We start from the raw sequence: 18,176 nt of genomic DNA on the forward strand, positions 1-18,176 counted from the left end.
TTCTACTGTATTTACAAAGAATTATTTATTTAATATTTTATCAAACTAAACAGATAAAACTTGTTTTGCATCAGTCACAATTTGTTCTAAAGAAACGCCATTTTCTCGTAACAATTCAGTTGCATCATAACGATCGTGAAATTCTTTAGCAATACCATAGTTCTTAACACGCATGTTAGATGGTCCATAAAAACTAGCTACACGCTGGCCCCAACCGCCTTCAACTACATCATCTTCTAACGTAAATACTACAGAATGATTTGCTTTCAATTCTTCTAGTAGTTCTTCATCAAGGCCAGACGCAAATTTAGGATTTACTACAGTTGCATGAATACCCTCTTTAGCCAATTCATCGGCCACTTGATTAGCCAAATGGTAAAAATTACCAAGACCTAATAAAGCAATCCCTTCACCACGGCGAGTCACTTCAGATTTATTCAAGATGCTATAATCCGTTGTATCCGCTACACCTGTAGTTGTGAATTCACCTACAGGAACACGAATTGCTACAGGATGCTCGTGTTGATGCACAGCATATTCAGTCATAGCCAATAGCTCTTCATTATTAGTAGGTACTAAGTATACTAAATTAGGAATGCTAGTAAGCATAGGAATATCAAAGAAACCTAAATGCGTTACATCATTCATTCCATATACAGATGCCATATGATTGATAATGACCGCACTATTATTATTCACACAAAGATCTTGCACCAATTGGTCATAAGTGCGTTGTAAGAATGTACTATATACATTAAATACTGGTTTACCACCATTTTTAGCAATACCAGAACTCATTGCGATGGCATGTTCTTCTGCAATACCTACATCGATATATTGTTTGCCTGCTACCTTACGCCATTCTGGAGTAAAACCAAAGCCACCTGGTGTGCCCGCATTAATAGCTACCACAGTTGGATCTACTTTGATTTGCTCCATCAAGTAATTAGCGATGGTACCAGCATACGTTGGACCATTCTCCTCTTCTTTTGGTTTGCCTGTTTCTAAATCAAAGGGCATTGTCCAATGGAAGGCTTCTTTATTTTGCTCTGCAATGGCATAGCCCTTACCTTTTTGAGTAACTATATGTAACACGATTGGATGATCAATGTCTTTTACATCCTTAAATACATCAATCAAGGTTTCCAAATCATTACCATCTGCTACAAAACGATAATCTAGACCAAGAGCCTTAAAGATATTGTTAGAACTTTCACCATTAGACTCGCGCAATTCACGAAGGCCACGATACAAACCACCATGGTTTTCTGCAATGGATTGGTCATTGTCATTGACGATAATAATCATATTACTGTTTAATGTTGCGGCATAATCAAGGCCTTCAAAGGCTTCCCCACCAGATAAAGAACCATCACCAATGATAGCGATAATATTTTCAGAATCTCCCTTTAAATTTCGAGCAGTAGCTAAGCCAGATGCCAAGGAGATAGATGTGGACGTATGACCAATATTAAAGAAATCGTGCTCGCTTTCAGTAGGATCTGTATAGCCCGTTACATCATCATAATGGTCGTGATCTAGAAATGCTAAGGCCCGTCCTGTAACCATTTTATGTACATACGATTGATGGGATACATCATATACGATTTTATCTATAGGAGAATTAAATACATAGTGCAAGGCCATAATCATTTCTGCTGCACCCATAGGTGGACCAAAATGGCCGCCGTGCTCAGAAACCTTTGTCATGAGAGCTTGACGAGCTTGTGCTGTCAAATCTGTTAATTCAGCAATGGATAAGCCTTTTAAATCGGCTGGGGATTTTATATCAATTAAGTTCATGGTAATCCTTTCAATACAAATTATAATTACTTCAACTACAATCACTATACATCAAATAGTATAAAGATTATAAAGATTGTCACTAAAAATAACTAGTGTTATACTTCAAGTATGCACCAAGTATAAAACTTAAAGTTAGGTTTAAGTCAATACGCCCTACATTTACAATTTTTATATCCATCTATAAATGATATATATTAGGAGGCTCAATGACATATACTGTTGGCGAAATCGCAAAAAAACTAAACATAGCCCCCTCTGCTTTGCGTTATTACGACAAGGAGGGCTTATTGCCCTTCGTAGAACGTTCTAGTGGAGGTATCCGTATATTTCGCGAAGAAGATATGGATTGGCTAGAATTAATCGAATGTATGAAACGTACGGGTATGCCTATAAAAGAAATCAAACATTTTATCGACTGCTGCGTTGAAGGCGATAGCCGCATCAACGATCGATTATCTATTATTAGAAATCAACGAGATCGTGTGCTAGCAGAAATTGAGCACCTACAAGCCCGCTTATCCATGCTAGAGTTTAAAACCTGGTTCTATGAAGAAGCACGACGTCGAGGTACTTGTAGTTTTTACGAAACAGCTACACCTGATGATATTCCCATAGAGTATCATAAGTATTTCGAACGCAAATGGCGCGCCGATAAAGAAGCCGCTGAAAAGGGTGAATCACCTAAAAAATATAGAGCTGTATAACAAAGAGGAGCTATCCAACGAATAGCTCCTTTTTTTGTATAGCAAAAAGGCGGCACAACCAAATGGTTGTACCGCCTTGATTCATCAATTATTCAGCAGTGAATGGCAATAAAGCAATTGCACGTGCACGTTTGATAGATGTAGTCAATTTGCGTTGATGTTTTGCGCAAGTACCGGAAATACGACGAGGTAAGATTTTGCCGCGTTCAGTCGTAAAACGACGAAGTTTAGCAACATCTTTATAGTCGATTTGATCGATATGGTCTGCACAGAAAACGCATACTTTTCTTCTTGGCTTTCTGCCTCTATCTCTTCTCATTGCGAATCCTCCTTTTCGAATTAGTAGGAGTCCCTGACACTAGAACGGGATGTTTTCGTCATCGCCGCCTGTACTGAAACTATCAAAATTGGACCCACCTTCGAAAGAATTAGTATTCATATCAAGGGATTGGCCCACAAAGTTCGCTACTACTTCAGTAACGTACCGTTTTTGACCGTCCTGAGTCTCGTAAGAACGAGTTTGCAAACGACCTTCTACAAAGCAACGACTGCCTTTACGAAGATTGCCTGCCGCTTCACCAAGTTTACCCCAAGCAACGCAGTTGATGAAAGCAGTTTGTTCTTTCGTCTCATTTGTTGTGGAATCAATATAGGTGTTTGTGGCAGCCACTGTAAAAGTTGCTACCGCACGACCAGTTTTGGTATAGCGTACTTCAGGATCACGAGCTAAATTACCTAGAATTTGTACAGAGTTCATGTTTTCCTCCAGGCTTTAATTATGCTTCGTGTTTAACAATTAGATGTCTTAGGACTTCATCGTTGATTTTCAATACACGATCGATTTCTTTGATTTCAGCAGGTGCTGCTTCAAAGTTAATCAATACATAGAAACCGTCAGTGAATTTCTTCACCGCGTAAGCAAGACGACGCTTGCCCCAACGATCTACCTTTTCTACTGTGCCGCCTACACGAGCAATTAAAGCTTCTACTTTTTCAATAACAGCGTTAGTTGCTTCCTCTTCAGCTGGTTTCACAATAAACATGACTTCGTATTTGTTCATACAAAATCACCTCCTCTTTCGGACTAATGCCCCTATCGACACATAGGGGTAGGAAGTGCTTACCATCAATAAGCCTTACTATTATAACCTAAAAAAATAATGAAAGCAAGGATTCAAATTAAAACCCTTGCTTTTACCAATATTATATACGATTATATTTTTCATCCTCAGGAAAGGCAATCATAGCACAGATAATTACAAATATGGCTATTACACCCATCATAGGATAGGCCGTATCATTTGGTAAGAAGGTAAGTATCAACGATGACACAATACCACTACCATATTGCATGGCACCTAATAGTGCCGCCCCAGATCCAGCCATTCTACCTGCTCTATCTAAAGCTAATGCATTAGTTACAGCGGCAATGATACCATTCATGGAGAAGAATAAAAAACAGCCAATAACGATTAACCACAATGAATGGTAACCTAAGAACATCAAGCCCATAACAACGGATACACAAACAGCAGCAAATAGTGTGGCATATTTCAATAGTCTATCAAGGCGTATAGCACTAACAATACGACGATTAATGGCACTTAACAACATAACACCAATAATATTAACAGAAAAGAGATAACCAAAATATTCTTTGGGCACTTCATACACATCTATATATACATAAGGCGATCCCGTTAAGAACGCATAAATGGCAATATAAAAGGAACTCACACATAGGGTATATTTCATAAAGCCCTTATTGCGCAATAAAATCCAATAGTTATTGTAGGTATGACCTATGGACTTTTTGCTCCTCTTCTCTACGGGATGTGTTTCCGGAAGCACTAATACGGCAACGAGCATTAAAAGCCCTATACCAACAAGCAACCAGAATATAGAATGCCATGTATACCATACAAGTAAATGTCCGGCTAACATTGGGCCTGCTATAGGCGCTATGGCCATAACAATGGCCAATGTAGACAACATTTTAGCCGCCTCAGTCCGACCATATAAATCCCGAATCATAGCCCGCGATAGCATCGGTCCTACACAGGCACCAAAGGCCTGAAACACACGCCAAGCCAATAACTCCATCATAGAGGAACTCAAGGCACAACCTACAGAACCAATAATAAATAAAACTATCCCTATAATCAGTGGCTTCTTACGACCAATTTTATCGCTAACGGCGCCCCAAAAAAGCTGGGCTAGCGCAAAGCCAATTAAGAACCCGGTCAACGTAAGCTCCGCATCACCATTAAGGTCACGCCCCATCTCAGGCATAGCAGGCAAATAAATATCCGTTGATAACGATGTAAACGCCATCAAAGCACTTAATATAGAAGTAAAAAGCCATCCCTTATTGCTAATCGTCAGCATAAAGACACCACTTTCATATAAAATCGCACTATAATATGTATTTATTTAGATTATATCAAAAACAAAGTTAATCCTATATAGTTTTGATATTTTTCAACAAAAAAGCGTAGTAAAATACTACGCAAAAATTGGTCTATAGCAATATCACTCTTTGCACTATTCAAATAGTGTAAAGACAAAAGCCTAACGCAACAGAGTATTCAAAATACTCGCACGCTAGGCAATCCTCTTAAAACTGTTTATAAGATGAGCCTAACGCTACCACACGTTGATGGCTCTCTTTTTACTTATTATACAACATAAATAGAATTTCTTAAAGGAATTATATGATAAATGGCTCTTTATCATTAACGACATAAACATTTCTATTAGGTAGTATTCTCTTTAGTTTTTCAGGGATATCAGTATGAACCGGAATAACAATATCAGGATCAACCATTTCTATGAACTGAACTAAATCGTCCTTTGAGACATGACCACTGGCATGACATATATAAGATGTATATATATCTAACAATTCTTTCAATGCTAAATTCTCCTCAATATATCCTGTCCACATGGAATATATAATACGTACATCATCTTTAGGGAACTCTTTAATTTTAGAAATAAAATTTTCTGTCCCTCTTACTAAAGATACAAATCCATGTTCCATATAGTATTTAGGATACCTTCCTTTATCAATAACTAATGGGCTATCATGTCTACGATACAAAGAACTTTCATAATATACATTATTAATCACAGTATCTAATATTCTTTTCTGATAAGCATCACAAATGAGTACTTTATCAGTTGGCATATTCTGCCAAATCCCCATAATACGGTCAATATTCGTAGAAGAACACATAACAAAAACATATTTTCCGTCTTGAATATAAGAAGAAATATCATCTAATACAGCTACTTCAGCTATAGGGTCATTGGCATCTCTAGATAATGAAGTTCCTTCTGTAATTAATACATCAACCTCACCTATATAGGTCTTAACTAACTTCTCTAATACATGTTGACGCAGCCCATGCATCCGGAAATCACCTGTATATAAAATGTGTTTACCTTCAGCCTCAATAACAAACATATAACTATCAGCGGCACTATGGTCAATAACCAAAGGCCTAATCCGTATATCACCAATAGTGAAAGCCTCTCCCCCACGAAATGTATTAGCACCTAATAAGCGCAAGTATAAACCTCTATCTTGATACTCAGCACCTATTAGCGCGATTTCCTTACTTAATTCACCCATATATAATGGAATTTCTGATAGTGCAGAGGTTAGTTGGCCTAAGTGATCCATATGATAATGAGAAATCACAATACCGTCACAATCCAACTTTCCTTTTGTAACGCCTTCTATATCAAGATTTATAGGTGTGTACTTTTCATCTAAACTTAATTCATTACCAAAATCTAACATAATGCGAGTAGATGCTGTACTAATTTCTATAGCACTACCACCAATCTGATGTGTGCCACGATGAACAACAATATTCATATTCAACCTTTACTTAGAAATGGTAAGCAATGTTTCTGCTCGATATAAACGATCCAAATTTTCTGACCAATTATCTACTTTATTTTTATAAGGCGATTTACTTACTTTTTGAGCTTGTAATACAACAAATCGAATTTGTTTCAATTTAGACTCTTGTTTTAATATAGCCTCACATAAAGCTCGTAATTCTTTTCTTTTACTTGGATTAATTAATTCCTGGCACTCTTTATACTGTTCTGACACAACAGTTTTAGATGGATAGTTAGGTTCATTTGGTTCATTTGAAACGATACGAAGCATCAAATTTGTTTTATCCCCACCATCTTCTTTTATACAAGACTTTTCGTCAAACAAAACAACTAACTCGGCTTCATTTGTATGTTTATATTCAGATAATTTCTTTAAGTTATTTATACCCTCGTGAGCAACATCAGCCTTAATCTGTTTTAAATCAAGCAACTTATAATATGTATAAGCTTCTAAAATACAGCGTAGTAAAGTTTCCTCACTACCAGATGGACGATATTTTAATTCAATTACAGAATAACATTCGTCATCAGTGTTATAGCCTAATAAATCTATTTTTCCATAAGAATCATTTTGTGTTTCCTTTAATGGTGTTTGATAATCAAAAATATAACCTAATCCATCAACCTTACGTTGATAAAACAACAATTTCGCTAAAATTTCTTCTTTACGATTTGTGCCTTGCAGCTTTTTCATATCTACTATTTCAGAAGGAGAATGCTTTGTATCAAAATGATTAGATCGTACAGGCGTTAAGTCTGTCCATGTCTTTAAAAGATTTTTTGATAAAAGAGTACTGGCAATAGCTTCACTATAGCGGTTTTTGTCCGTTTGCGACGCGCCTTGTGCATAGCCTTTATAATTTACAATAGATGCCTTATAAAAATTTGCTGCAAATCTTTTTATATCCCCATCGTTATCTTTTGGCTTTACTTTTTTTATATTAACAGTATCTTCTATTGTATCGTTCTTAGGTTGCCCAAAAAGGGTTTCAAACTCATCAATTTTATCTTTTCGATTAATACCTTTGCAAATAAATTCATATACTTCTTTAGACTTTAACATTATAAATGCCTCCCTTAATAGCAATTTACCTCACTGCACATAACTACTAAAATTACCCCATATCATACACAATAGATCAATGTATTATTATAAATTCATTATATCAGTGGACTTTTTATGAGTAAATAATGAAGAAATAAAATTCTATGCGAATATTATCTTCCTATATTTTTACTTTAATACAATCAACGAGTAATAATTTCCTCATATTATAGTCTTTTATATTAAAAATATTTACACTCTTTAGATTAAGCAAAAATTCTATAGAAAATCCTTGCGTCATTATTCTATATAATTTACTATATATAGAGAAATCTGATTATAAAAAGGAGTCATCATGGCTAATATTAATGAAAACTATTTAAACCTACAAGGTTCTTATTTATTTGCGAATATCGCTAAAAAGGTTGCAGATTATCAAGCAGCTCATCCAGATGCAGACATCATTCGTCTTGGTATCGGCGATGTTACATTACCTCTTGCTCCAGCAATTATCGACGCTATGAGTAAAGCTGTTCAAGAAATGGGAAAAGCAGAAACATTCCGAGGTTATGGCCCCGAACAAGGATATGATTTCTTGCGTCAGGCTATTATTGATGGCGATTACAAACCATTGGGTGTAGATATCGCTATTGACGAAGTGTTCGTTTCCGATGGTGCAAAATCTGACGTTGGTAATATCCAAGAGTTATTCAGCGAAGATAATATCATTGCCATCACTGATCCAGTGTACCCAGTATACCTTGACTCCAACGTTATGGGTGGTCGTACTGGTGAAGCTGTAGATGGCATTTTCCAAAAGGTTGTATACCTTCCTACTTACGCAGAAAATAACTTCTCTCCAGAATTCCCGTCTGAACGTGTAGACATCGTATATCTTTGCTCGCCTAACAATCCCACTGGTACTGTTTTAAGCCGTGCTCGTTTGGCAGAATGGATCAAATGGTGTAAAGATAATGATGCGATTTTGATGTTTGACTCCGCTTACGAAGCTTTCATCAGCACAGAAGATACTGTAAAATCCATCTACGAAATCGAAGGTGCTCGAGAAGTGGCTATCGAGTTCCGTTCCTTCTCTAAAACTGCAGGATTCACTGGTACACGTTGTGCTTATGCAATAGTACCTAAAGAGGTCACTGGCAAAACTAAATCTGGTGAACGCCAACCGCTAAATCCTATGTGGAACCGTCGTCAATGCACTAAATTCAATGGTGTTCCTTACATCATCCAACGCGGTGCTGAAGCAGTATACACAAAAGAAGGCCGCGAACAAACTCGTGCTAACATTGCATACTACAAAGAAAATGCCCGCATCATCAAAGAAGGTCTTGAATCTATCGGCCTTACTGTATATGGCGGTGTGGACGCTCCATATATTTGGCTAAAAACACCTGGCAACATGACTAGCTGGGAATTATTCGACATCTTGCTCGAACAAGTTCAAATCGTATCTACACCAGGCTCTGGCTTTGGCCCTCATGGTGAAGGTTACCTTCGTTTAACAGCATTCGGCAGTCGTGAAAATACAATTCGCGCCGTTGAAAGAATCAAAACATTACAATTCTAATATGATTATGTCTATATTTAGGTTTAGATTTATATCTTGATTTATATTTAGATTACATTAAATCTGGATTATGTGATTTAAAATAGTTTATATCTATAAAACCAAAAGACCGATTACAATCCTTCAATAGGAATGTAGTCGGTCTTTTTTTATATACCCTTACATATATGAATATTTAATTCAAGTATTCCTTAACTCCATAGTACTAACAAATAACATCCCCATATTATTTGTGTCCGCTATATTTACTATTAATTAGAAGTTATGACGAATCCCTGCGTCAATGCGATAGGAATTGTCTACGATAGCACCAAAGTTTTTAGTGAAAGTCCCATAAATATATGTATTAGGACGTACGCTCCATGAACCACCTAACTCAACATCTAGCCATGTATCCTTAAGATTCACTTCACTGCCTGTAGTTGGCTCACCGGTCATGCTATAAGTAGCTTTCATTTTACCAGAGAATTCATGCGCTAATGCTGCTTTGAGGAAAAGGTTGCTATTCTTACTTTCCTTGCCAATGCCTACACCAATACGACCAATAACGGAGTTTACCGCATCAGAGTTAATATGCACTGTGCTACCTGTATTTGTACGAGCATCAAAGTTTACACTAGACAATCGACTAAGCGTCAATTCTGCGTTAGGATCGATGTAGAAACCATTGTCTTTCTTGATTCGTTTACCATATTCAACGCTCAAAGAGGTACCTGTATTGCGGTAATCTCCGCTCAAGCTTGTACCCAAGCTATTGCGTACAGTGAAATCATTTTTCAAACGACTTACTTTACCAATCACATCTAAATAACGACCATCATTATATTGTTTTGCACCGTATAATGCTAAACCCGCAGTTTTACCAGAGCCAGAACCTAGTGCGTAATCACTACTGCTTGTACCGTATAGTAAGGCACCACCTATAGTCCAATCGCCACGCAATGTGTCATAGCCTACTTGCGCAATGTTATAGGTTTGGTTTACATAGGCGCTGTCTGTAATTTTAGATTTACCACCGATGTATTTCCCCCATACACCATGCTTATTGGAGTTGAGTCGCACATCACCAAGGCGACGTTGTAAATCATTCGTATCGGCTCTCATTTGCATCACAGAGGAGGCTAACGCACTCTTAGCACCAGAAACAACTTCGCTTTCACGAGCTGTCACAACCGCTTGGTCAGTAATACTAGGTTTCCCATCAACAGTAAAGCTATCTGTACCAAGCTTAGTAGCAAATGCAGGACTAATAAGGCCTGAATCGACTTGAACATTTACATCTAAATTACGCTCACCCTTAGTAAAGCCAGCATATGTTAATTTATTAGCCAACTGCTGCAAAGTGCCTCGTGGGTTGTCTATATTTGCATACCCTTTAAGTGCATCTGCCGAACTGCGCATAGTCACAGAAGAACCCTTATCAGCATGATTGATAACGACTTCACCCTTACCTTGTGCCACTGCAGGGGCTCCCTTTTCATAGTCGATAGCTGCATGACCAGCATAGTTGTTAATAGTAATAGGTCTTGAGTCTACGGCTTGAATAATACCTTGACTATTTATATCTTTACCACCAATAAAATGTTCTACACGACTACCAGTATATAAATAGTTTGCATTATTAGGACGACCTTGTGTAGGATATACGCGCTCAGCTCCTAGCCATTCATTGCGCCAAGTCGCACCATTTTGTAAGTACAATCGCAAACCACCATGGTACGGATTGTTGTTGCTTTCATCAAATTCATTCAGCACACCACCTACCAATTTAGAATTTGGTGTTGTTAAACCTAAAGAAATTTCAGATCCATGGTTATGTGGATTCTTGTCGATACCATAGTTTTTATCTAAAAATCCTATATTACCATACATCTTCACATCATTCGTTCCCGGATGTAAGCCATCCATACCCGTATTTACATAAACAAAACCTTCTTCAGATAATGCAGAATAGGTATCAGAGGTATCTAAAGGATATGTTTTTATATCAGCCCCACCTAGTATGCGAATATATCCATCTTTATTAGCTTGCAAACCAACGCCAACAGCATCGACTTTAGCATTACCCTTTACGGTAATTCGAGTATCATCGTTATTTCCATCATTAGTAAGTCCACCATAACCAGCATAGATACCGCTCATGTAATAATGTGCCAAATCAGGTCTACGTTTCGCGCCACTTTCTGCTGGTGCTGGATTTTTAACTGTTACAGTTACATTTTTATCGATAGCAACTTGTGTCCCATCAAGGGCATAAATACCTGTAACATTATTATGATATTTTGTTCCATTTACACCTAAACCTGATACATTAACAGTTAAGTCATCTGTATAATGTCTCTTTTCCCCCCACAAATTAAGGCCAATGGATTTTCCGTCTGTATGACTTTCCACAGTTGTGGCTGATACCATGGTAAAAGCATTAGCACCTGTTACGATTAATGCAGCAATAACAGCAGCTTTTACATTTCTTCTCATGTTATACCTCCTTAACACTTCAACTATGAACATAACTAACTAACATAACCAATTTAATTGTATCTAGATTCAGGGTATATGTGTCAATTTCTACTCATATGATTTTTTATTTGTCCCCTATAACAACACGCTATGTATCGATATAATTGTGCACAAATTACTTGTTTAAATTAGATATTAATTATTTTCTATACCATCTAATAAATTCTATAGAAAAATATTAAAAGCTATTAATTTTATGCTATAATAAATATGTTAATTATTAAATTTCAACTTATATAGGAGGCTAATATGAATATTCGTATTGGTATCGTTGGTTACGGCAACTTAGCTCGTGGCGTAGAAGCATCTGTTCAGTTACAACCTGATATGGAGCTCATCGGCGTATTTTCTCGCCGTCAAGGTATTGAAACTGTATCTGGTGTACCTACTTACACGATGGAAGATATTCCTAACTTTAAAGGCAAAATCGATGTAATGGTTCTTTGCGGTGGTTCTGCAACAGATCTTATCGAACAAACACCAATGGTAACAAAATACTTTAACTGTATCGATTCCTTCGATACACATGCACGTATCCCTGAACACTTCGCTAATGTAGACAAAGTAGCTAAAGAAGCCAAAACGGCTACATTAATTTCTTGTGGTTGGGATCCAGGCATGTTCTCTTTGCAACGCGTTTACGCGGAAGCAATCTTACCAAAAGGTAAATCCTACACATTCTGGGGTCGTGGTGTATCCCAAGGTCATTCCGATGCCATCCGTCGTATCGATGGTGTTCTTGACGCTCGTCAATACACTGTTCCTAAAGAACAATACCTAGAAGCTATCCGTAACGGCGAAACTCCAGATGTTGATGGCTATAAAGGCCACCTTCGTGAATGCTATGTAGTAGCTGCTCCTGATGCGGACAAAGCTAAAATCGAAAATGAAATCAAAACTATGAAAAACTACTTCGTAGGCTATGAAACTGTAGTCAACTTCATTTCCCAAGAAGAACTTGATCGCGACCACAAAGGCATTCCACATGGTGGCTTCGTTCTTCGCTCTGGTGAAAGTACAGAAGGCACACGTCACGTTATTGAGTACTCCTTGAAACTTGACTCTAACCCTGAATTCACAGGCTCTGCACTTGTTGCTTACGCTCGTGGTCTCTACCGACTTGCTAAACACGGCGGCACAGGTTGCTATACAGTATTCGACATTCCACCAGCTTGGATTTCCACACAATCTGCTGAAGAATTAAGAGCACATTCTCTATAATAGAGTGAGGCCCTCATCGACTTAATAGATGAGAGCCTTTTTCATACACATTAAAAGAGACCACCCCAAGATGGTCTCTTTTTTGTCCTATAAACCTTATTTTACGCTTACTTAATACCAACGTGTTAACGGCAGCTCGTTCGTAACACCTTTTGTCATCAAAATTTGATGCAAGTCCATATTACCGATGTAGAAACCTGCCGCACATCCACAAAGATACAAATCCCACATGCGTACGAATTCACTGCCTCGTTTCGCCTCTACTTGCTCACGGACGCCTTGGAAATTGTTATACCAATGCATTAAAGTCTTATAATAGTGATACCGTAAACTTTCAACATCGATGACATTCATATCATAGTCATAAGCGAGGCTGACCATTTCGCGAAGGGACGGCAAACATCCACCCGGAAAGATATATTTACGAATCCAGGCACTTGTTTCCTTTTCAGAGGGATCACTGATGTAGTGAAGCAGGAACAAACCTCCGTCTTTAAGCATATCCGATGCGTCCTCCATATACAGAGGAAAATTAGGCCGACCTACATGTTCAAGCATGCCGATGCTGACAATACGGTCAAAGGTACGCCCGGAAGCTGCTACGTCGCGATAATCTATAAGTTCAATCTCAACCTGTCCTTCAAGGCCATATTCTTTAATGCGTTCCTGTCCTTTTTTCCATTGTTCTTCGGAAAGAGTACACCCATAGCCCTTAACCCCATATTTACGAGCCGCTTCAATGAGAAGGAATCCCCATCCGCAACCGATATCAAGTAAAGTCATTCCCTCTTTTAAGTACAATTTATCGAGAATATGATGAACCTTTTGATATTGCGCATCTTTGAGACTATCATTCTCATGCTTAAAATACGCACAAGAATAGCTCATGGTTTCATCGAGCCACAATTTATAGAATTCATTACCTAAATCATAATGGGAAGATACTTGTTGTTTTTGATCTTTCTTTTTAAGACCCGCATTAAAGAGCGAGCTAAGTACCTTACGATTGATAGAGTCCTTACCTACATGACCAAGGACTACACAAAGGGCTTTAAACAAATCCCCTTCAATTTCGATATCTTTACGCATATACGCTTCACCGAGGGCGAGTTCTGCGGATATTAACAAATCTTTCTTGGGAATATCGTGATTAACGATGACGGTAAACTCGGACTCTCCGTCACCGATTGTATATTCATTATCTCCAATTTTTACGGTAAAACAATGATCATTGAAGCGTTCTAAATAATGGACTAAGAAACTATCAAATAGCTTGGAAAACATACTAAACTTCCTTTCCTATTAGCTTTCACTATATAGGTTTAAAAATATATACATTAACATGATTGGATACATTCCATACCCTATTAATATATATACCTATAAATTATATCAATATAGTTACGGCGAATAAAAATCTATATTAATCCTATATTTTAATATGAACTTATCACATTATTTAAGTAATATATTTAACTCTATTTATATTATAGCACTTTGAAATAATCTATTTTATATTTATAGAGTAACTCCATCCTATTAGTATGGTATAATATTTATTTGATAAGGTTTATAACAAACTATTGCTATAAACTTTCACAAAGAACGAAATCAATTTATTAATAAAAGGTGGTACCATGAGCACAAATTTAGAAGTAGGCATCGTAGGCCTTCCAAATGTTGGTAAAAGTACATTATTCAACGCTATCACAAAAGCGGGCGCTGAAGCTGCCAATTATCCATTCTGTACAATTGAACCTAACGTAGGTGTCGTTGACGTTCCAGATAATCGTTTAGCTGTATTGGCTGAAATGTTTGGTTCCAAACGCATCCTTCCTGCTGCTATGCGCTTCGTAGATATTGCTGGCCTCGTAGAAGGTGCATCCAAGGGCGAAGGTTTGGGTAATAAATTCCTTAGCCATATCCGCCAAGTAGATGCGATTGCACAAGTTATTCGTTGTTTCGATGACCCTAACATCACTCACGTTTCTGGCTCTATTGATCCAATTCGCGACATCGAAATCATTAATACTGAGCTCTGCCTTGCAGACCTTGAGTCCGTAGAAAAACGCAAACAACGTATTGAAAAAATTGCTAAATCTGGCGACAAAGATGCGCGTGCTGAATTACCATTGTTAGAACGCATCATCGAAGGTCTTGGCGAAGCGAAACCTGTTCGTGCACAAGGTCTTGAAGAAGAAGAATTGGAAATGATTAAAGAGTTAACATTGCTTACAGCAAAACCATCTCTTTATGTAGCCAATATTTCTGAAGATGAAGTATCTGATTACTCTTCCAACGAATATGTAAAACGTGTAGAGGAATATGCGAAAAACGAAGGCGCTGGCATCGTTGTTGTGTCCGCTCGTATCGAATCTGAAATTGCAGAGTTATCCGATGAAGAGTCCGCTGCATTCCTTGAAGATCTTGGTCTTGAAGAATCTGGCTTAACAAAACTTATCAAAGCAAGTTATGCCCTCTTAGGTCTTATCAATTACTTCACAGCTGGTGAAATGGAAGCTCGTGCTTGGACAATTGTAAACGGCACAAAAGCGCCTCAAGCGGCTGGTAAAATTCACTCGGATATTGAAAAAGGCTTTATCCGCGCTGAAATTGTCTCCTTCGATGATCTACAAGCTTGCGGCAGCCAAAATGCGGCTAAAGAAAAAGGCCTTGTACGCCTTGAAGGTAAAGACTACGTTATGAAAGATGGAGACGTAACCCACTTCCGCTTTAACGTATAAACAAACTTATATAACAAAAACCAGTAAATCTCAGGATTTACTGGTTTTTTTATTACTAATTATAGCCTTTGTATAATATTATTTATCGTCTTTATGAAGAACATTTTTGACGCCACTAATCGCACCATCTACAGCATCTTTAACATCTTCAGCTGCTTTTTTGAGATCTTCAGCAACATCATGTGCAGCGTCTTTAACTTTTGCAGCTGTATTTTCTACAGCACCTTCTGCTTCCAATTTTTTGTCCCCAGTCAATTTACCTGCATTTTCTTTTAATGCACCTTTAGCTTGGTTTAATTTATCTTCTAATGCCATAATTATGATCCTTTCATGTAAAATCCTTTTAGCTATTTAGCTATATTTTTACAAATAAATTGCAATCATTTCTTCCCGAAGAAAAACGAAACAACAGCAACAACAATTACAGCACCAAGAACAGAAGGAATTAATGCCATGCCAGCTAAGCTAGGACCCCATGTGCCAAATATTGCTTGACCCACAGACGAACCAACTAAACCAGCAACAACATTGGCAATAACGCCCATTGCTCCACCTTTGTTAGTGATGGCTCCTGCCAGAAAACCGATAAAACCACCAACAATAATTGACCATAACATACGATCACTCCTTCCTATTTAATCAATATATTTATAATATCCTACCAAATTATACGGGCTTTATAAATATTATAAATAATCTGTATATTTATAATATAACATTCATTTCTAAAGATTAAATGAAGAAATTCGATATAGTTATAAAAGTCGCAATCGATTAAACTACTGTAACAATTTCATCCATTGTGCGACGTGTTTTATTGCGATGCGGTTCTTCATCGCGATAACCAAAAGCAGCCATAACGGCAATACCAAAATGTTTTGTATCAAAGAGCCCTAGTTCATCACCTAAAAAAGCTGTCATCTTATCTTGATTAAAGCCTTCCAATGCACAGGAATCAAGGCCTTCATAAGCAGCCATAGTCATCATATTAGCCATTACAATATACGCTTGCTTAGAAGACCAATCAAAGGCAGCACGATCAGACTCAAATGTTTTATAGTCTTCAGTTGTGAACTGAGCATATTTTTCTTTATAAATAGCATCGACTTCAGCAGGTAATTGTTTCACCTCTTCTTGAATGTAGCGTACATAAGGGGAATCAAATTCCAAATCCACCTTTTTACGTGTTAAGAACACTACGAAATGACTCGCTTCAAGACCAGCTTGAATACCCCAACCATAAGCTTTCATCTTTTCACGGATTTCAGGATTTTGAATAACTAATAATTGGTAAGCTTCAAAACCTAAAGAGGTGGGAGACAAGCGCGCCGCTGTTAAGATACCTTGCCAATCTTCATCAGAAATTTTTTTAGCGCTATCAAATTTCTTACATGCGTAACGATATGTCATAGCATATTCTAAATCTTTACGATCAAATTTAGGGGCTGTTAATTTTACATTTTCTATTTCATATTTACTCATATATACCTCCATAATTAATATCTGTAATTGATAAAATATATCATGTTTCTATAGTACCACACTCATCGTTCAAGTTATATGAAGATGGACACTAAAGTAAAAAAAGCCTAGACAACGTCTAGACTTTATACGGTACGGCTAGCTCTCCTTTTTCATACCAAAAGAAGCCAGACATACTAATTTTATGTTCTTTTAAAATGGTCTTTACTTGATCCACTATACTTGAGTCTATTGCAATAGATAAACCGCACATATCGTAAAGTTCTGGGGGTGTGGCCATCAACTGATGAGGCACATCTAACTCGGTTAATACTTTATCCGCTTTATCACCAAAATAATAGGATGTAAAAACGACAAGTAATTTTTTATTTTCCAATGCCTCACCTCCTACCAAAGTAGATACGATTAAATGTCTTTCATCTCAATGATTCATTCTAGAAATAAGAAATCTACTTTAAATCAGTAGCTCTAAATCGATATATCAAAATAAAATACTAATATTATAGCTTAACAATATTATCTCCAAGGATTGCATCTGTAATAGCGTACATATTAGTAATACTGCCTACGCCCAGCTTATCTTTTACACCGAAATAATCAAGACAAATGCCACAGGCTGCAATTTCTACACCAAGCTCAGCTAATTTCTTGATATTTTCCAAATGAACCGAATCATTGACTACCATCTTAACACTGCTATTGATGAAATAAATCTTAGAAGGCTTTACGTCAGCTTCAAGCATACATACCCAGAAGGTTTTCATCAAATTTCGGCCAAGCTCTTCACTACCTTCACCAAGATAATCCTTCGTCATCAAAATGACGCGATTTCCATAGTTCATAGGTTCACAACTTACTTCCGTTACCGAATTTGCATTTGGTGTCATAGTAAGATAAAAATCCTTGCCATCTTGGCGAATACCTACACCATAACCACGAGACTTACCAAACTTCTCTACATTATCGCGGCTCACTTCATTATCTACAATTGTAATAATAACAGCATTTGGATTCGCATCACTTACCTTCTTAGTTTCAATAACAGGTTTTGGACACAAGCTACCGCGCACATCTACCGTTAATTCCTTTGTATTGCTCATCATACACCTCTATATACATTATATAATTTGTGAAAGTATCAGCTATCAGCTATC

18 protein-coding genes are annotated in these 18,176 nt (G+C 37.3%); 4 read left to right on the top strand and 14 right to left on the bottom strand.

All coding sequences use genetic code 11. From position 1 onward, the window contains the following. Nucleotides 1–45 precede the first annotated feature (45 nt). Entirely contained in the window at nt 46–1,803 is a 1,758-nt protein-coding gene (locus DW000_RS06005; protein ID WP_120055571.1) for a 1-deoxy-D-xylulose-5-phosphate synthase, read from the bottom strand. Nucleotides 1,804–2,012: 209 nt separating this feature from the next. Here DW000_RS06005 and DW000_RS06010 point away from each other — a divergent pair, with 209 nt between their 5' ends. Further along, the gene (locus DW000_RS06010; protein WP_120055573.1) at nt 2,013–2,510 is read left to right on the top strand and encodes a MerR family transcriptional regulator; all 498 of its coding nucleotides are present in this window, start codon (nt 2,013–2,015) and stop codon (nt 2,508–2,510) included. Between the two features lie 88 nt (nt 2,511–2,598). Here the strand turns inward: DW000_RS06010 and rpsR are convergent, their stop codons facing one another. The 6 genes from rpsR to DW000_RS06040 all read right to left on the bottom strand — a co-directional run bounded on the left by rpsR (nt 2,599) and on the right by DW000_RS06040 (nt 7,488). After that, the gene (gene rpsR, locus DW000_RS06015; RefSeq protein WP_004693795.1) at nt 2,599–2,829 is read right to left on the bottom strand and encodes a 30S ribosomal protein S18; all 231 of its coding nucleotides are present in this window, start codon (nt 2,827–2,829) and stop codon (nt 2,599–2,601) included. A 39-nt stretch (nt 2,830–2,868) separates the two neighbouring features. Continuing rightward, nucleotides 2,869–3,267, bottom strand: a complete 399-nt coding sequence (gene ssb / locus DW000_RS06020; RefSeq protein ID WP_004693797.1) for a single-stranded DNA-binding protein — start codon at nt 3,265–3,267, stop codon at nt 2,869–2,871. Between the two features lie 19 nt (nt 3,268–3,286). Next, nucleotides 3,287–3,571: a 30S ribosomal protein S6 gene (gene rpsF, locus DW000_RS06025; RefSeq protein WP_004693799.1), complete on the bottom strand. Its 285-nt coding sequence runs from the start codon at nt 3,569–3,571 to the stop codon at nt 3,287–3,289. Between the two features lie 142 nt (nt 3,572–3,713). Beyond that, nucleotides 3,714–4,898 carry a multidrug effflux MFS transporter gene (locus DW000_RS06030; RefSeq protein WP_120055578.1) on the bottom strand — a complete coding sequence of 395 codons (1,185 nt, stop codon included), beginning with the start codon at nt 4,896–4,898 and terminating at the stop codon, nt 3,714–3,716. A gap of 322 nt (nt 4,899–5,220) precedes the next feature. Then, a complete protein-coding gene (locus DW000_RS06035; protein WP_120055580.1) occupies nt 5,221–6,396 on the bottom strand; it encodes an MBL fold metallo-hydrolase in 1,176 nt (391 codons plus the stop codon). Nucleotides 6,397–6,405: 9 nt separating this feature from the next. Continuing rightward, the gene (locus DW000_RS06040; protein WP_120055582.1) at nt 6,406–7,488 is read right to left on the bottom strand and encodes a hypothetical protein; all 1,083 of its coding nucleotides are present in this window, start codon (nt 7,486–7,488) and stop codon (nt 6,406–6,408) included. Nucleotides 7,489–7,825: 337 nt separating this feature from the next. On the opposite strand from DW000_RS06040, the gene DW000_RS06045 reads away from it, so the two are divergent. Next, nucleotides 7,826–9,055: an LL-diaminopimelate aminotransferase gene (locus tag DW000_RS06045; protein ID WP_120055584.1), complete on the top strand. Its 1,230-nt coding sequence runs from the start codon at nt 7,826–7,828 to the stop codon at nt 9,053–9,055. A 255-nt stretch (nt 9,056–9,310) separates the two neighbouring features. On the opposite strand, the gene DW000_RS06050 is transcribed toward DW000_RS06045, so the two are convergent. After that, nucleotides 9,311–11,533: an autotransporter outer membrane beta-barrel domain-containing protein gene (locus tag DW000_RS06050; protein WP_120055586.1), complete on the bottom strand. Its 2,223-nt coding sequence runs from the start codon at nt 11,531–11,533 to the stop codon at nt 9,311–9,313. A gap of 291 nt (nt 11,534–11,824) precedes the next feature. On the opposite strand from DW000_RS06050, the gene DW000_RS06055 reads away from it, so the two are divergent. Next, nucleotides 11,825–12,796 (top strand): diaminopimelate dehydrogenase, encoded by a 972-nt coding sequence (locus DW000_RS06055; RefSeq protein ID WP_120055588.1) that lies wholly within the window; start codon nt 11,825–11,827, stop codon nt 12,794–12,796. 111 nt (nt 12,797–12,907) lie between these two features. On the opposite strand, the gene DW000_RS06060 is transcribed toward DW000_RS06055, so the two are convergent. Continuing rightward, nucleotides 12,908–14,080: a cyclopropane-fatty-acyl-phospholipid synthase family protein gene (locus DW000_RS06060; protein WP_120055590.1), complete on the bottom strand. Its 1,173-nt coding sequence runs from the start codon at nt 14,078–14,080 to the stop codon at nt 12,908–12,910. Nucleotides 14,081–14,433: 353 nt separating this feature from the next. Here DW000_RS06060 and ychF point away from each other — a divergent pair, with 353 nt between their 5' ends. After that, the gene (gene ychF / locus DW000_RS06065; RefSeq protein ID WP_008715419.1) at nt 14,434–15,540 is read left to right on the top strand and encodes a redox-regulated ATPase YchF; all 1,107 of its coding nucleotides are present in this window, start codon (nt 14,434–14,436) and stop codon (nt 15,538–15,540) included. Nucleotides 15,541–15,618: 78 nt separating this feature from the next. Here ychF and DW000_RS06070 read toward each other — a convergent pair whose 3' ends face one another. The 5 genes from DW000_RS06070 to yedF form a co-directional block, all read right to left on the bottom strand. Next, complete coding sequence (locus DW000_RS06070) at nt 15,619–15,855, bottom strand: CsbD family protein (RefSeq protein WP_004693815.1); 237 nt, start codon at nt 15,853–15,855, stop codon at nt 15,619–15,621. A gap of 65 nt (nt 15,856–15,920) precedes the next feature. Further along, complete coding sequence (locus DW000_RS06075) at nt 15,921–16,157, bottom strand: GlsB/YeaQ/YmgE family stress response membrane protein (protein WP_008602888.1); 237 nt, start codon at nt 16,155–16,157, stop codon at nt 15,921–15,923. A gap of 157 nt (nt 16,158–16,314) precedes the next feature. Continuing rightward, nucleotides 16,315–17,022 (bottom strand): NAD(P)H-dependent oxidoreductase, encoded by a 708-nt coding sequence (locus DW000_RS06080; RefSeq protein ID WP_120055592.1) that lies wholly within the window; start codon nt 17,020–17,022, stop codon nt 16,315–16,317. Nucleotides 17,023–17,140: 118 nt separating this feature from the next. Continuing rightward, nucleotides 17,141–17,398 (bottom strand): DUF3343 domain-containing protein, encoded by a 258-nt coding sequence (locus DW000_RS06085; RefSeq protein ID WP_004697984.1) that lies wholly within the window; start codon nt 17,396–17,398, stop codon nt 17,141–17,143. 124 nt (nt 17,399–17,522) lie between these two features. Next, the gene (gene yedF, locus DW000_RS06090; RefSeq protein ID WP_008715410.1) at nt 17,523–18,125 is read right to left on the bottom strand and encodes a sulfurtransferase-like selenium metabolism protein YedF; all 603 of its coding nucleotides are present in this window, start codon (nt 18,123–18,125) and stop codon (nt 17,523–17,525) included. Between the last annotated feature and the right edge of the window lie 51 nt (nt 18,126–18,176).

The organism is Veillonella sp. AF36-20BH, from assembly GCF_003602765.1.
In the GTDB taxonomy this organism is placed as follows: Bacteria; Bacillota; Negativicutes; order Veillonellales; family Veillonellaceae; genus Veillonella; species Veillonella hominis.

Coding starts and splice junctions, on each gene's coding strand:
- rpsF (WP_004693799.1), bottom strand. CDS start 3,571: ATGAACAAATACGAAGTCATGTTTATTGTGAAACCAGCTGAAGAGGAA.
- DW000_RS06005 (WP_120055571.1), bottom strand. CDS start 1,803: ATGAACTTAATTGATATAAAATCCCCAGCCGATTTAAAAGGCTTATCC.
- yedF (WP_008715410.1), bottom strand. CDS start 18,125: ATGATGAGCAATACAAAGGAATTAACGGTAGATGTGCGCGGTAGCTTG.
- DW000_RS06045 (WP_120055584.1), top strand. CDS start 7,826: ATGGCTAATATTAATGAAAACTATTTAAACCTACAAGGTTCTTATTTA.
- DW000_RS06070 (WP_004693815.1), bottom strand. CDS start 15,855: ATGGCATTAGAAGATAAATTAAACCAAGCTAAAGGTGCATTAAAAGAA.
- DW000_RS06040 (WP_120055582.1), bottom strand. CDS start 7,488: ATGTTAAAGTCTAAAGAAGTATATGAATTTATTTGCAAAGGTATTAAT.
- DW000_RS06050 (WP_120055586.1), bottom strand. CDS start 11,533: ATGAGAAGAAATGTAAAAGCTGCTGTTATTGCTGCATTAATCGTAACA.
- DW000_RS06080 (WP_120055592.1), bottom strand. CDS start 17,022: ATGAGTAAATATGAAATAGAAAATGTAAAATTAACAGCCCCTAAATTT.
- DW000_RS06075 (WP_008602888.1), bottom strand. CDS start 16,157: ATGTTATGGTCAATTATTGTTGGTGGTTTTATCGGTTTTCTGGCAGGA.
- ychF (WP_008715419.1), top strand. CDS start 14,434: ATGAGCACAAATTTAGAAGTAGGCATCGTAGGCCTTCCAAATGTTGGT.
- DW000_RS06060 (WP_120055590.1), bottom strand. CDS start 14,080: ATGTTTTCCAAGCTATTTGATAGTTTCTTAGTCCATTATTTAGAACGC.
- rpsR (WP_004693795.1), bottom strand. CDS start 2,829: ATGAGAAGAGATAGAGGCAGAAAGCCAAGAAGAAAAGTATGCGTTTTC.
- DW000_RS06035 (WP_120055580.1), bottom strand. CDS start 6,396: ATGAATATTGTTGTTCATCGTGGCACACATCAGATTGGTGGTAGTGCT.
- ssb (WP_004693797.1), bottom strand. CDS start 3,267: ATGAACTCTGTACAAATTCTAGGTAATTTAGCTCGTGATCCTGAAGTA.
- DW000_RS06030 (WP_120055578.1), bottom strand. CDS start 4,898: ATGCTGACGATTAGCAATAAGGGATGGCTTTTTACTTCTATATTAAGT.
- DW000_RS06055 (WP_120055588.1), top strand. CDS start 11,825: ATGAATATTCGTATTGGTATCGTTGGTTACGGCAACTTAGCTCGTGGC.
- DW000_RS06010 (WP_120055573.1), top strand. CDS start 2,013: ATGACATATACTGTTGGCGAAATCGCAAAAAAACTAAACATAGCCCCC.